The following is a 13865-nucleotide window of genomic DNA, read 5'->3' as shown; positions in this document are numbered from 1 at the left end:
GAGACCACCATCTACGTCACCGCCCACCACGTCACCGAACCCGGCCCCGTCGTCCCCATCGGCCGCCCCCTCGACAACACCCGCGCCTACATCCTGGACGGACGGCTCCAGCCGGTACCGGTGGGCGTGCCCGGCGAGCTGTACATCGCCGGCGAACACCTGGCCCGCGGCTACCTCGGCCGCCCCGACCTGACCGCCGAACGCTTCGTCGCCTGCCCGTACGGCGGGCCCGGAACCCGCATGTACCGCACCGGCGACCTCGTCCGACTGCTCCCCGACGGCCTCATCGACTACCTCGGCCGCGTCGACAACCAGGTCAAAATCCGCGGCATCCGCATCGAACTCGGCGAAATCGACGCCAATCTCGCCCGCCATCCCGACATCGCCCAGACCACCACCCTCGTCAGGGAAGACCAACCCGGCGACAGACGCCTCGTCACCTACCTCGTCCCCCACCGGCCGCCGGGCACCCCCTCCACCAACGCGGAGATCTCCACGCGGGTACGGCGGTTCGCCGAGGAGTCGTTGCCCGCCTACATGGTCCCCTCCGCCTTCGTCGTGCTGGACGCGCTCCCGCTCAACCACAGCGGCAAGGTCGACCGGCACGCGCTGCCCGTACCCGCGTGGCAGGAGCCCACCGTCGTGCCGCAGGAGCCCCGGACGGAGGCGGAGGAACTGGTCGCGGAGGTCTGGACCGAGGTGCTCGGCCTGGACCGGGTCGGCGTGCATGACAACTTCTTCGCGCTCGGCGGCAACTCGCTGCTGGCCATCCGGGTCGTCTCCAGGATCAGGGCGGCGGTGGACCTGGAGATCCCGGTCGCCGCGGTCTTCACCGATCCCACGGTCGAGAGGCTGGCCGACACCGTCGAGGCGCTGCTGATCGCGGACATCGAAGGACAGAGCCCGTAATCCCCACAGGGAGAGTCCACAGTCCCCGCAAGGAAGGAAGAAGTCTCGGATGACCGAGCAGCTGTCGGAGCGCGCCGTCGCCCTCCCGGCCGACAAACGTGCCCTCCTGTCGCAGCGCCTCCGTGGCCGGACCTCGAACACCACCGTCCGGCAACGCCCCGATGGGACCGATCCACCACCGTCCAGCGGGCAGGAGCGGCTGTGGTTCATGGAGCAGCTGGCTCCGGGGAACACCGCCTACACGGTCCCGCTGACCGTGCGCCTCACGGGTGAGCTGGACCCCGCCCTCCTGCAGGAGGCGCTGACGGCGCTGACCGCCAGACACGAGGCCCTGCGGATGCGCTTCCCCACCACCCAGGACGGGCGGCCGAGGGTCGTCGTCGACGGGCCGGGGCCCGCCGTACTGAAGATCATCGAAGCGGGCACCGCCGAGCAGGCGGCGGAGCTCGTCGGCGAGGAGCTGGTCCGGCCGTTCGATCTGGCGGCCGACGCACTGCTACGGGCGGTACTGGTCCGCATCCGGCACGACGACCACGTGCTCCTGCTCGCCGTCCACCACATCGTGAGCGACGGCCAGTCACTGGAGATCATGGTCGGCGAGCTGTTCAGGTTGTACGGCGGGCTCCGCGAGGGCACGCCGGCGACGCTGCCCGAGCAGAGCGTCCAGTTCGGCGACTTCGCCGTGTGGGAGCGGGAGCGGCTGACGGGGCCCGCCGTCGAGCCCGACGTCGCCTTCTGGCGCGAGCAGCTGACCGGGTTACCGGACCTGGAGCTGCCCACCGACCATCCGCGCCCGGCCGAGCAGCGCTTCGACGGCGCGGTCCACACCTTCACCTGGGACGCCGAACTGACCGAGGCCGCGCGCGAGCTCGGCAGGGCGCACGGCGCCACCCTCTACATGACCCTGCTCGCGGCCTACCAGGCGGTGCTCGCCCGGCACGCGGGCCAGGACGACTTCGCGGTGGGCTCGCCGGTGGCCGGGCGGCCCTACCGTGAGCTGGAGGACGTGGTCGGCTCCTTCGTCAACATGGTGACCCTGCGCAGCCGTACCGGCGACGACCCGACCGTCGCCGAGCACCTGCTCCGCACCAGGGAGACCGTGCTCGGCGCGCTCGCCCACCAGGACTACCCCTTCCACCAGCTCGTCAACGACCTGCGCGTGGAGCGGGACCCCAGCCGTTCGGCGATCTTCCAGGTGACCTTCACGCTCACCAACCGGGTGGACCGCGAGGAGACCGTCGCCGGGCTGAACGTCAGCCCGTTCGACCCGCCGCTCGCGATCTCCCAGTTCGATCTCGCGCTCTACCTCACCGAGACCGACGAGGGGCTGGACGGCCTCTTCACCTACCGGACCGACCTGTTCGAGCCCGCGTCGGTCGAGCGGATCGAGCGCTCGATGCTGCGTTTCCTCCGGGAGGCCGTCTCCGGCCACGACCGCCGCCTGTCGGAGGTGTCGCTGCTCAGCGACGGGGAACGCGAGTCGCTGCTCGGTGACTGGGCGGGCACCCGCGTCTGGCGGCCCGCGCACCGCACGCTCGGCGAGATGGCCGAGGCCCAGGCGGGGCGGACCCCCGACGCGCTCGCCCTCGTCGCCGGAGAGCGGTCGCTCACCTTCGCCGAGCTGCACCGCCGGGCGAACCGGCTGGCCAGGCATCTGCGGGACTCCGGCGTGGGCCCCGACGCGCGCGTCGCGATCTGCCTGGACGGGACCGTGGACGCCGCCGTCGCGATCCTCGCGGTGCTCAAGGCGGGCGGCGCCTACCTGCCGCTCGATCCCGAGCAGCCCCGCGACCGGCTGGAGTTCCTGCTCGCCGACTCTGCGGCCGTCGTCCTGGTCACCGACTCGGCGCTGCGGGACCGGGCAGCCGGTTTCACCGGCCCGGTCGTCGAGCTGGACCGGCTGAGCGAGGGCGACGACACGCCGCTGGAACCGCTCGCCGGCCCCGACGACCTCGCCTACGTGATCTACACCTCCGGCACCACCGGCCGCCCCAAGGGCGTCGGCGTCCAGCACCGGCACATCGTGGCCTATCTGGAGTACATCCGCGAGGAGTACGACATCGTGCCGGACGCCGCCTTCGGCCTGCTCCAGTCGCTCGCCTTCGACTTCAGCATGCTGATGTTCTACCTGCCGCTCACCGGGGGCGGTACCCTCCATCAGCTGCCCCGCCGCGGCTCCGGGCCCGAGCTGGCCGAGTCCGTCCAGGACCTCGACTACCTGAAGATGACGCCCTCCCACCTCGCCGCACTGGGTGCGGAGGTGGAGCCCGAGCGGCTGCTACCGCGCCGCGCGCTCATCCTCGCGGGCGAGGCGTCACCGACCACCTGGGTCCGCGACCTGGCCTCCCGCGCGGGCTGCGCGATCTTCAACAGCTACGGTCCCACCGAGACGGTCGTCGCGGTGACCACCGAGCGGGTGGACCCCGAGGCGCCCGCGGCCGGTACGGCCTGGCCCATCGGCCGCCCGCTCCCCGGCACCCGCGTCTACGTGCTGGACCAGGCGCTGCGCCTGGTCCCGCCGGGCGTCGCGGGAGAGCTCTACATCGGCGGTGACACCCTGGCCCGCGGCTATCTCGGCCGTCCGGGGCTGACGGCTGAGCGTTTCGTCGCCGACCCGTACGGCGCGCCGGGAACCCGCATGTACCGCACGGGCGACCTGGTCCGCAGGCTCGACGACGGGCGTCTGGAATTCCTCGGCCGCACCGACCACCAGGTGAAGATCCGCGGCTACCGGGTGGAGCTCGGCGAGATCGAGGCCGCGCTCGGCACGCTCCCCGGGGTCGTCCAGGGCGTCGTGGACCTGCGCGACGACCGCCTCATCGCCTGGCTGGAGAAGGAGCCGGACGCCGAGGAGGCGCCGGTGTCCGAGCTGCGGGCGCACCTGCTCGACCGGCTTCCCGAGTACATGGTCCCTGGGCGTTTCGCCTGGCTCGACCGGTTCCCGCTCCAGGCTCACGGCAAGGTGGACCGCAAGGCGCTTCCCGACCCCGAGCCCGAGCGTCTGGACCAGCGGGCCGGTTACACCGCCCCGTCCAACCCGGTCGAGGAGGCCATCGCCGCCATCTGGGCGGGCGTCCTCGACCTCGAAAAGGTCGGCACCGGCGACGACTTCTTCGACCTGGGCGGCCACTCACTCCTGGCCACCCAGGTCGTGGCGAGGATGCGCAAGGCCTTCCCCGAGAGCAAGCCGCCGATCGGCGTGCTGGAGATGTTCAAGCACCCCACGGTCGCCGAACTCGCCGGGCTCGTCACCGAGCGCCGCGGGGAGACGTCCGCGCCGCGCCGGATGCTGGCCGAGCTGACCCGCCCGGTCGATCCGGAGAACCACCTCGGCACCGTCATCTGCGTGCCGTACGGCGGCGCCAACGCGGTCGTCTACCAGACGCTCGCCAACGCGATGCCCGCCGGCTACTCCCTCTACGCGGTCGCCGCCCCCGGGCGTGAGCCGGGCGAGGAGGCGCAGCTGCCCTTCGAGGAGGTGGCCGAGCACTGCGTCAAGGAGATCGCCGAGCACATCCGGGGCCCGATCGTGATCTACGGGCACTGCGCGCCCGGCAGCACGCTGGCCATTGAGCTGGCCCGGCGCGTCGAGGCGTCCGGGCGCGAGCTGGACGCCCTCTACCTGGGCGGCATCTTCCCCTTCGCCCGGCCCAAGGGCCGCTTCCTCGGCTCGCTCAGCACACTGATCAACGACCGCCTGCACGGCACCCGCACGATCGCGGCCGAGCTGCGCGCGCTCGGCGGCGACATGTCGGGCCTCGACGAGGAACAGGTGGCCTTCACCGTCGAGCTGATGCGCGAGGACGGCCGGATGGCCGAGGAGTACTTCACCCGGCTCCTGAGTACCGAGCAGCCCCGGCTCAAGGCGCCGATCATCTCGGTCGTCGGCGAACGCGACCCCAGCACCGAGTTCTACCAGGAGCGCTTCAAGGAGTGGTGCTTCCTGTCCGACTCGGCGTCACTGGTCGTCATCGACGAGGCCGGCCACTTCTTCCCGAAGTACCGCGCCGACGAGCTCGCGGCGATCCTCACGGGCACCCACACCGCCGACGCGGCCTGGCGGCAGGCGCACTCGCGTGAGGCGGGCGGCACCTGGTGGCTCCAGGACACCGTGGAGCGGCAGGCCGCACACCAGGAACGCGAGCCGAGCATGCGCCGGTTCCTGCCCGTCGCGCTGGGGCAGCTGATCTCGCTCACCGGGTCGGCGCTCACCGAGTTCGCGGTGCCGATCTGGATCTACACGGTCACCGGGTCGATGGCCCACTTCGGGTTCATCGCCCTGCTCGCCCTGGTCCCGGGCATCATCGTGGCCCCGCTGGCGGGCGCCGTGGTCGACCGCTACGACCGGCGGCGGGTGATGATCGCCGGTGACCTGGTGTCGGGCCTGACGCAGGCGGTGATGCTCGGCCTGTTGCTGACCGACCGGCTCTCGGTCGGCCCGCTGTACGGGCTGATAGCCGTCGTCTCCGTCTCCGTGACGTTCCAGCGGCTCGCCTACCAGGCGTCGATCCCGCAGCTGGTGCCCAAGCGCTATCTCGGACATGCCAACGGCATCGTGCAGCTCGCCATCGGCACCGCACAGTTCCTGGTCCCGCTCATCGCGGTCGGCATGCTCGCCGCGATCGGGCTGGAGGGCATCCTGACCATCCAGGTGGCGGCCTACGCGTTCGCCGTCATCGTGGTGCTGTGCGTCAAGTTCCCCACCACGCTGGGGCTGCGCCGCCGCGAGCCGATCTCGGCGGAGATCGTCAACGGTTTCCGGTTCTCGCTGGGGCACCCGGGTTTCCGCGCCATGCTGTTCTTCTTCGCCGGTGTGAACCTGTTCCTGGCCCCCATGTTCGTCATGATCTCGCCGCTGGTCCTCTCCTTCGCCTCGCTCCAGGCGGCCGGTGCGGTGGCGGTCGCGGCCGGCGCGGGCGCGGTCACCGGTGGCGTCGTCATGAGCCTGTGGGGAGGCCCGACCCACCGCAGGCTACGCGGTGCGATCGCCGCGACGATGCTGATGTCGGTCGCGGGTCTGCTGACCGGGCTCCAGCCCAACCTCTGGCTGATCGGCGCCGGCGCCTTCGGCATGTCCTTCGCGCTGGCCATGATCAACGGCACGATCATGACGATCATCCAGGTGAAGGTGCCGCAGCGCTTCCAGGGCCGGATCATCGCGGTCAACACCATGATCGCCGCGGCCACCGTCCCGATCGGCTTCGGTGTCATCGCCCCGCTCGCCGGCCCCCTGCTCGATCCGCTGCTGGCCGCGGACGGCCCGCTCGCGGGAACCGTCGGCGCGATCATCGGTACCGGGGCGGGACGCGGGCTCGGCCTGCTCTACCTGCTGTGCGGCCTCGGCATGGCCCTGCTGGTGCTCGTCGGCCTCCGGATCCGGACGCTGGCGCGCTTCGACGACGAGGTGCCCGACGCGAAGCCCGACGACCTCATCGGCATTGAAACGCTGGAAAGGACCCACGCATCGTGACCACCACCATCGCCTGGGAGATCAGGGACGGCCGTCCCGCCGCGGCCGACGCCCAGGGCTCGGACCTGGGCGAGACCTGCGACTGGCTGAGGGAGAACCGCGACGCGATCCGGGCGGGCCTGGACGAGCACGGCGCCCTCTACCTGCGGGGGCTACCCGTGAAGGGGGTGGAGGACTTCGCCGAGGTGCGCGACGCCCTGATCTCCAAGCTCGCCGGGTACGTCGAGAAGGCCACCCCGCGCAGCCACTTCGGCAAGGACGTCTACTCCTCCACCGACCTGCCGCCGTCCCAGACGATCCGCCCGCACAACGAGAACAGCTACGCGCTCAGTTTCCCCGGGCTGCTGATGTTCGGCTGCCTGATCGCCCCCGACGAGGGCGGCGCGACTCCGGTGACCGATGTGCGCAAGGTGTTGCGGAGTATCCCGCAGCCGCTCGCCGACCGGTTCCGCGCGCACGGCTGGTCCCTGGTGCGCAACTACGGCGACCACATCAGTCTCGGCTGGCGCACCGCCTTCGGCACCGAGGACAGGGACGAGGTCGCCGCCTACTGCGCGGCGAACCACATCGCCCACGAGTGGGTGGGCGACGACCAGCTCCGCACCGTGCAGCGCCGTTCGGCGACCATCCGCCACCCCGGCACCGGTGAGGAGGTCTGGTTCAACCACACGGTCTTCTGGAACGAGTGGGCGCTCGACCCGGAGATCCATGAGGTGTTCCTGGAGGACCTCGGTCACGACAACCTGCCCTTCAACACCGCGTACGGCGACGGCGAGCCGATCTCCAAGGAGGACGTGGCGGTCATCGACGAGGCCTATCGGCAGGCGACGGTGAGGGAGACATGGCGGCCGGGTGACATTTTGATCGTCGACAACATCCTCTCCGCGCACGCCCGCGAGTCGTTCAAGGGCCCCCGCAAGATCGTGGTGACCATGGGCGACCCGGTTCCCCTGGACGCCTGCGAGCCGACCGTCCCGCCGCAGGCCGGCTTCGCCAGGGCCACGGCCGCGGAGTCCGCCAAGCCCGCCAAGGCGCGCCGCTGGTTCGGCCGCCGCTCCTGACCGCGGTGGGGCACCCCGGGCCCGGGGTGCCCCACCGTCCTCTCCGCGGACCGGTCCGGTTCACCGGACGCCGGCCTGTCCGTGGTGCAGGCGGCGGCCCTTCACACCCGGCCCGATGTCCGTCCTGGTACCGGGCACCATGCCAGCCGGGACGTCGTTCAGCTGCCCGGGTTGTAGATCACCCGGTCGGGCCGGACCCGCACCGTGATGCGCTGCTCACCCGGCTGCCGGTAGGGATAGCTGTCCACCCCGAGGTATTTGTGCGCCAAGCGGTCGATAACCCTGTCTGCGCCCTCAAGCTCCAGTTCCCCGGGACCGGAGACGCTGACCAGGTGGAAGGCGTCCTTGGGGTCCAGGACGCTCACCGACACCCGGGGGTCGTTGCGCAGGTGGCGCTCCTTGGCACGGCCGACGGCCGTGTTGAAGATGACATCGTCTCCGTCGACGTCCACCCAGACGACGGTGCTGTGCAGCGAGCCGTCAGGCCGGATGGTCGTCACCCAGGCGTGAATCGGCTGGGTGAGCAGTTCCTTGGCTTCTTCGTTCAGCTTCCCCACGGGGACCTCCATGATCAGAAATATGCCTATGGGTCAATCGAACATCACACCCAACTGATCAATTCCGCCGCCCCTCTGTTGATCCGGCTCCGTTCCCCCGAGATCGCGGATGCCGCGGATCGCGTCGGCGCCGTCCGCCGTCTCACCGGCCGGCGCGGACGGGGAATACCTCTGCTTCAGAGGTATTCTGGATAGATGACAGCCGATATCCGCAGGCTGGGCGGTCCGGGCGTCTCTCCTGACGCTTTCGAGGCCCTGGCGGAGGAGCTGCTGGGAGCGGTGGCCGGCCTACGCAGGGGTTCCCGCCGTGCCGCGGGCCCGGGGCCGGTCTTCGCCTCGCTCACCGGGGCCCAGGCCGACCTGCTGCGCCTGCTCTACCCCCGTCCCGGTCTCCGGGTCGGCGAGGCCGCGGCCGAGCTCGGCATGGCGGCCAACTCGGTGAGCACCCTGGTCGGGCAGCTGTGCGCCGCGGGCCTGATGCGGCGCGTCCGTGCCGACAGCGACCGCCGGGGGGTCAGTCTGGAGCTGACCGACCGGGCCCGCAGGAGCATGAGCGACTGGCGCGACCGGCGCACCACCGCCGTCGCGGCCGGGCTGGCCCGGATGGACCCGGCTCAACGTGGACGGCTGGCCGGCGCGATCGAGCCGCTGCGCCTGCTGGCCGAGGGATTGGAGGGAACTTGACGACGACTCCGGCCGTGGAGTGCGACGGCCTCTCCTACCGTTTCGGCGAGCACCTCGCAGTCGACGGCCTCACCCTGCGGGTGCTCCCCGGGGAGGTGTTCGGACTGCTCGGGCCGAACGGCGCAGGCAAGACCACCACCATCCGCATCCTGACCACCCTGCTCCCGATGCAGCGAGGGCAGGCCAGCGTGTTCGGCGTGGATGTGGCACGCCAGAAGATGCGGGTCCGCCGGCTGCTGGGATATGTGCCCCAGCAGCTCTCCGCCGACGGCGCGCTCACCGGCCGGGAGAACGTCACCCTGTTCGCCCGCCTGTTCGACGTGCCCAGGCGCACGCGCCGGCGGCGGGTGGAGGAGTCCCTGAGCGCCATGGGGCTCGACGCCGACGCCGACCGGGTCGCCGCCACCTACTCCGGCGGCATGATCCGCCGCCTCGAACTGGCCCAGGCCCTGGTCAACGAGCCTCGGCTGCTCATCCTGGACGAGCCCACCATCGGCCTCGACCCCATCGCCCGCTCGGGGGTGTGGGGGCGCATCAACGAGCTGCGCGCGAGCACCGGGATGACCGTGCTGGTCACCACCCACTCGATGGACGAGGCCGACACCATGTGCGAGCGGGTGGCGCTCATGCATCTGGGCCGGATACGCGCGCTCGGCTCGCCGCACGACCTGAAGGCCGCGCTCGGCCCGGACGCGAGTATGGAGGACGTCTTCCGGCATCACGCCGCGGACGCCCTGGACGACGAACTCCCGCGGGGAGGGTTCCGTGAAGCACGTACCACCCGCCGTACGGCGGGCCGCCTCGGCTGACGCCGGCGGGGTTCCGGCCTGGGATCTGCCGGTCTGGCGCCAGTTTCCCAGCCGTGTGGTCACCCTCTGCCTGGTCGAGCTGCAGAAGATGCGGCGCGACCGGACCGAGCTGGTCACCCGCGCCGTCCAGCCCGCCCTCTGGCTGCTGATCTTCGGTGTGACGTTCAGCCGGCTCCGGGCCATCCCCACCGGGAACGTTCCCTACCTGGACTTCCTGGCCCCGGGCATCCTCGCGCAGTCGGCCCTGTTCGTCTCGATCTTCTACGGCATCCAGATCATCTGGGAACGCGACGCGGGCGTCCTGACCAAGCTCCTGGTCACACCCACCCCCCGGTCCGCGCTGGTCGCCGGCAAGGCGTTCGCGGCCGGGATGCGCGCGCTGGCGCAGGCACTCGTCGTGCTCGTTCTGGCCGCCCTGCTGGGCGTCGGCCTGACCTCCAACCCGCTCAAGCTGCTCGCGGTCGGGGTCGTGCTCATGCTGTCGGCCGCCTTCTTCTCCTGCCTGTCCATGTCGATCGCCGGACTGGTCCTGACGCGCGACCGGCTCATGGGCATCGGTCAGGCGATCACGATGCCGCTCTTCTTCGGCTCCAACGCCCTGTACCCGCTGGCCCTGATGCCCGCCTGGCTGCAGGCGGTCAGCCTCGGCAACCCGCTGAGCTACGAGGTGGACGCGTTACGCGGCCTGCTCATCGGCACCCCGGCGCACTACGGCCTCGATCTCGCCGTACTGATCGCCGCCGTGATCCTCGGCGTCACCGGCGCCTCCGCCCTCCTCCCCCGGCTCGCGCGCTGACCGCGGGCCTGCAGGCCTGCTCGGCGACCGCCGCCACGTTGCGCGGCATGCGTCCGAAGATCAGGTTGTGGAAGGGCGAGATCGACCACCAGTAGAGGTGGCCGGTCAGTCCCCGGGGATAGAAGATCGCACGCTGCTCGTACACCGTCTGTCCCTCGTGTGGGCGCACACTCATCTCCAGCCATGCCAGGCCGGGCAGGCGCATCTCCGCCCGCAACCGGAGCAGCCGGCCGGGCTCGACCTCCTCCACCCGCCAGAAGTCGACCGAGTCGCCCACGCGGAGCCGCCGCGGGTCGCGGCGGCCACGGCGCAACCCCACCCCTCCGACGAGGCGGTCGAGGAAGCCGCGGAGACGCCAGGCGACGGGCAGGGAGTACCAGCCGTTCTCGCCGCCGATCGACTCGATCACCGCCCAGACGGCCTGCGGGGACGCGTCGACGCGGCGGGCCTGCCGGTCGACGTAGAGACTGCCGCCCGCCCAGTCGGGATCGGTGGGCAGCGGATCGCTCGGCGCACCGGGTGTCGAGGCCGAGGACCAGCGGGTGACGACCTTCGCCTCCCTGATCCGCTGCAGGGCCAGCGCGACGGCCTCCCGGAATCCGATCAGGCCCTCGGGCGGCTCGGGGACGTAACGGGCGATGTCGTGCTCGCGGCAGACGGCCTCGTTTCGCAGCGATTCCACCAGGGGACGGGCGATGCCGGCGGGGACGGGGGTCACCAGCCCCACCCAGTAGCTCGACAGGCTGGGGCTGAGCATCGGGACCGGGATGATCATGCGGCGGGGCAGTCCGGCGACCTCGGCGTAGACGCGCATCATGTCGGCGTAGGTCAGCACGTCCGGGCCACCGATGTCGAAGGAGCGGTTCACCTTTCCCTCGACGGCCGCCCAGCTCACGAGGTAGCGCAGGACGTCGCGGATCGCGATGGGCTGCGTCCTGGTGCGGACCCAGCGCGGCGTCGTCATCACCGGCAATCGCTCGGTGAGGTAGCGCAACATCTCGAAGGAGACCGAGCCCGAGCCGATGATGACGGCCGCCCGCAGCACCACGGCCGGCACCTCGGCACGTAGGAAGATCTCCCCCACCTCGACGCGGGAGCGCATGTGGGGGGAGAGCTTCTCCGACGGCGCGAGGCCGCCGAGGTAGACGACGCGGCGCACTCCCGCCTCACTGGCCGCGGCGGCGAACGTGGTCGCCGCACGGCGGTCGGCTCCGACGAAGTCCGGTCCCCTCCCCATCGTGTGGATGAGGTAGTAGGCCACGTCGACGCCGTCGAGCGCCTCCCTCGTCCGGCGGGCGTCGGTCGCGTCGGCCTCGGCGGTCTCCACCCGCGACGCCCACGGCTGGTCGCGCAGACGACTCACCGAGCGCACCATGCACCGCACGTCGTGGCCGGCGTCAAGCAGTTCGGGCACCAGCCGACCGCCGATGTATCCCGTCGCTCCAGTCACGAGACATCTCATTCATCCATCTTCGTACGGCAGGCCGGAGAGGTTGATGACGTGACCGTCCGATGGCGTTCCCTATAGCTCCCCGCGGATCCGGGTGAGGATCTCCCGCGTGCGTGACGCGGGCTCGGCCTCGAGGCACAGGCGTTCCATCACCTCGAGGTAGCGGTCCACGTCGTCGCGCTTGTCGAGATACACCGCGCTGGTGAGCTGCTCCATGTAGACCACGTCGGGCAGGTCCGGCTGGGAGAACCGCAGGATGCTGAAGGGTCCGCCGGCCGCGGCGTGACCGCCGACGCTGAAGGGCACGATCTGGACGGTCACATTGGGCAGGTCGAGCGCCCGGAGGATGTGGTCGATCTGGTCGCGCATCACCTCGGCTCCGCCGAGCGGACGGCGCAGCACCGCCTCGTCCAGAACCGCCCACAGACGGGGCGGCTCGTCACCGCGCAGGAGCCGCTGGCGTGCCATGCGCAGCCGTACCCGCCGCTCCACCTCCTCCTCGGGGGCGGAGGGGAACCCCAGCCGGACGACGGCTCGGGCGTAGCCCTCGCTCTGCAGCAGCCCGGGCACGAACTGGACCTCGTAGTTGCGGATGCCGGTGGCCGACTCCTCCAGGCCCACATATGTCTCGAACCAGCTCGGCAGGATGTCGTTGTAGTTGTGCCACCATCCGGTGACGTTGGCCCGCTGGACGAGGGCCAGTAGCGCCTGCCGGTCGTCCTCGTCCGCCACGCCGTACAGCGTGAGCAGGTCGGCCACGTCCCTGACCCGGAAGCCGACCCTGCCGAGCTCCATACGGCTGATCTTGGAGTGCGAGGCACGGATGGCGTACCCCGCCTCCTCCAGAGTGATGTGGCACTGCTCGCGGAGGCGGCGGAGCTGCGCGCCCAGCACGATCCGCAGCACCGTCGAACTGCCTCGCGGCAGAGCCAGGGGGGTCGGAAACACCGGCTCGCCTACGGCGTGAGGTGTGGTCATCTTCAGTCCTTCGAGCGCGGAACGCGAGCCTCCGCCCACTCTTTGTGGCCGTCGCGAGCCTTTACGGTACCCCGGTCACGCCTTTCCGGCCACATAGAATTTGATTCTTCAATCAATTGGTCCGATCAGGTCATCGAATTGACCGCTTTTGACCCCCCGGACGAAGGCGTCGATTTCGAGCCGGGTGTAGATCAGCGCGGGCCCCCCGGGATCCCGTGAGTTCCGGATCGCGACCTCTCCGCCCGGCAGCGCGGCCAGTTCGACACAGTTACCGCTGGGGTTGCTGAAATGACTCTTGCGCCAGACGACCCGGCCCAGCTGAGTCGCCGCCATGCCGTTGTGCAGCTGATTCATCCTCGCCTCTCACCTACTGGGGAGGGAAACATCATGGCAATCATAGAGCTTTGTGCAGATGCACGTGCATCTGTACTTGCTTATGCACATTGCCCCGGGCAAGATGACTAGTCGGATTGCCCTCGTTACGCGATAACCCCCCACCTCCCCAAGGTCGCCGATGACTGGTCATCAAAGCCACCACAGCCGAGCCACACCCATCCGGACGCAGATCGGCGGATGGGAACGCTGGCTGTCAACGCTCGATCACGTGCTGCCGCTCAGAGCGCCGACCCCCTGGTCGGGTGGTGACCACCACGTCGACCGCCTCCAGCTGGCCGTACGGAGTCTGCGTCACGACTCCTGCGCGGCCCGGACCGCCCGCGAGTTCACCTCCGCCGCGCTGCGCGCCTGGGAGCTGGCCCCGCTGGTCGACGACACCGCCGTGGTCGTCTCCGAGCTGGTGACCAACGCCGTGCGCCACGGCGCACACGGCGGGGGCGGCCTCCGCCCCGCCCAGGACATCAGGGTCGTTCTCTGCCACACGGAGAGCTCGGTGCTGTGCGTGGTCACCGACCCCAGCGACCAGGGTCCCCGTCTGCGTGAGCCTGACCACGAGGCCGAGAGCGGGCGCGGGCTGCAGCTCGTCCAGGGAATCAGCCAGAGGTGGGGATGGGCCCCCCTGGAGAGCCGGGGAAAGGCCGTATGGGCGGCGTTCGCCCTTCCCTCGAAGGCGACACGTCACCTGGAGGCATGCCACTGACAGAACCACCTCCGGCCTCCGAGCGGTGATTTATGCGAATATGTCTCGTGTTCGA

11 protein-coding genes are annotated in these 13865 nt (G+C 70.6%); 7 read left to right on the top strand and 4 right to left on the bottom strand.

What is annotated here, in order from left to right; genetic code table 11:
- The 3 genes from ACIN94_RS30930 to ACIN94_RS30920 all read left to right on the top strand — a co-directional run.
- Nucleotides 1–909 (top strand): phosphopantetheine-binding protein (locus tag ACIN94_RS30930; protein ID WP_400713889.1); only part of this gene is annotated, 909 nt, incomplete at its 5' end.
- A 49-nt stretch (nucleotides 910–958) separates the two neighbouring features.
- Nucleotides 959–6379 (top strand): amino acid adenylation domain-containing protein, encoded by a 5421-nt coding sequence (locus ACIN94_RS30925; RefSeq protein WP_400713886.1) that lies wholly within the window; start codon nucleotides 959–961, stop codon nucleotides 6377–6379.
- Nucleotides 6376–7440: a TauD/TfdA family dioxygenase gene (locus ACIN94_RS30920; RefSeq protein WP_400713883.1), complete on the top strand. Its 1065-nt coding sequence runs from the start codon at nucleotides 6376–6378 to the stop codon at nucleotides 7438–7440. Before ACIN94_RS30925 ends, ACIN94_RS30920 begins: the two co-directional genes overlap by 4 nt.
- Before the next feature lie 158 nt (nucleotides 7441–7598).
- Here ACIN94_RS30920 and ACIN94_RS30915 read toward each other — a convergent pair whose 3' ends face one another.
- Nucleotides 7599–8009 carry a TIGR03618 family F420-dependent PPOX class oxidoreductase gene (locus ACIN94_RS30915; RefSeq protein WP_400713880.1) on the bottom strand — a complete coding sequence of 137 codons (411 nt, stop codon included), beginning with the start codon at nucleotides 8007–8009 and terminating at the stop codon, nucleotides 7599–7601.
- 183 nt (nucleotides 8010–8192) lie between these two features.
- Here ACIN94_RS30915 and ACIN94_RS30910 point away from each other — a divergent pair, with 183 nt between their 5' ends.
- From ACIN94_RS30910 to ACIN94_RS30900, 3 genes are read left to right on the top strand one after another with little or no spacing between them, the layout of a single operon-like run.
- Nucleotides 8193–8681, top strand: a complete 489-nt coding sequence (locus ACIN94_RS30910) for a MarR family winged helix-turn-helix transcriptional regulator (RefSeq protein WP_400713877.1) — start codon at nucleotides 8193–8195, stop codon at nucleotides 8679–8681.
- Complete coding sequence (locus ACIN94_RS30905; RefSeq protein ID WP_400713874.1) at nucleotides 8678–9490, top strand: ATP-binding cassette domain-containing protein; 813 nt, start codon at nucleotides 8678–8680, stop codon at nucleotides 9488–9490. The genes ACIN94_RS30910 and ACIN94_RS30905 overlap by 4 nt, the downstream gene beginning before the upstream one ends.
- Nucleotides 9447–10286, top strand: a complete 840-nt coding sequence (locus tag ACIN94_RS30900; protein WP_400713871.1) for an ABC transporter permease — start codon at nucleotides 9447–9449, stop codon at nucleotides 10284–10286. The genes ACIN94_RS30905 and ACIN94_RS30900 overlap by 44 nt, the downstream gene beginning before the upstream one ends.
- Here ACIN94_RS30900 and ACIN94_RS30895 read toward each other — a convergent pair.
- The 3 genes from ACIN94_RS30895 to ACIN94_RS30885 form a co-directional block, all read right to left on the bottom strand.
- A complete protein-coding gene (locus ACIN94_RS30895; RefSeq protein WP_400713868.1) occupies nucleotides 10246–11748 on the bottom strand; it encodes an SDR family oxidoreductase in 1503 nt (500 codons plus the stop codon). The two genes, ACIN94_RS30900 and ACIN94_RS30895, sit on opposite strands and share 41 nt — an antisense overlap.
- Before the next feature lie 60 nt (nucleotides 11749–11808).
- Nucleotides 11809–12714 (bottom strand): helix-turn-helix domain-containing protein, encoded by a 906-nt coding sequence (locus tag ACIN94_RS30890; protein ID WP_400713865.1) that lies wholly within the window; start codon nucleotides 12712–12714, stop codon nucleotides 11809–11811.
- A 108-nt stretch (nucleotides 12715–12822) separates the two neighbouring features.
- Entirely contained in the window at nucleotides 12823–13068 is a 246-nt protein-coding gene (locus ACIN94_RS30885; RefSeq protein WP_400713862.1) for a DUF397 domain-containing protein, read from the bottom strand.
- A 250-nt stretch (nucleotides 13069–13318) separates the two neighbouring features.
- Here ACIN94_RS30885 and ACIN94_RS30880 point away from each other — a divergent pair, with 250 nt between their 5' ends.
- On the top strand, nucleotides 13319–13810 hold the full coding sequence (locus ACIN94_RS30880) for an ATP-binding protein (protein ID WP_400713859.1): 492 nt from the start codon (nucleotides 13319–13321) through the stop codon (nucleotides 13808–13810).
- Nucleotides 13811–13865: the final 55 nt, after the last annotated feature.

The organism is Streptosporangium sp. NPDC087985 (assembly GCF_044741965.1).
In the GTDB taxonomy this organism is placed as follows: domain Bacteria; phylum Actinomycetota; class Actinomycetes; order Streptosporangiales; family Streptosporangiaceae; genus Streptosporangium.
Note: the sequence above shows the minus strand (reverse complement) of the source record. Positions and strands in the feature narration are given on the sequence as shown.

What these genes read in the sequence shown, in the direction of transcription:
- ACIN94_RS30925 (WP_400713886.1), top strand. Translation starts at nt 959, where the DNA reads ATGACCGAGCAGCTGTCGGAGCGCGCCGTCGCCCTCCCGGCCGACAAA.
- ACIN94_RS30915 (WP_400713880.1), bottom strand. Translation starts at nt 8,009, where the DNA reads ATGGAGGTCCCCGTGGGGAAGCTGAACGAAGAAGCCAAGGAACTGCTC.
- ACIN94_RS30895 (WP_400713868.1), bottom strand. Translation starts at nt 11,748, where the DNA reads ATGAGATGTCTCGTGACTGGAGCGACGGGATACATCGGCGGTCGGCTG.
- ACIN94_RS30890 (WP_400713865.1), bottom strand. Translation starts at nt 12,714, where the DNA reads ATGACCACACCTCACGCCGTAGGCGAGCCGGTGTTTCCGACCCCCCTG.
- ACIN94_RS30910 (WP_400713877.1), top strand. Translation starts at nt 8,193, where the DNA reads ATGACAGCCGATATCCGCAGGCTGGGCGGTCCGGGCGTCTCTCCTGAC.
- ACIN94_RS30885 (WP_400713862.1), bottom strand. Translation starts at nt 13,068, where the DNA reads ATGAATCAGCTGCACAACGGCATGGCGGCGACTCAGCTGGGCCGGGTC.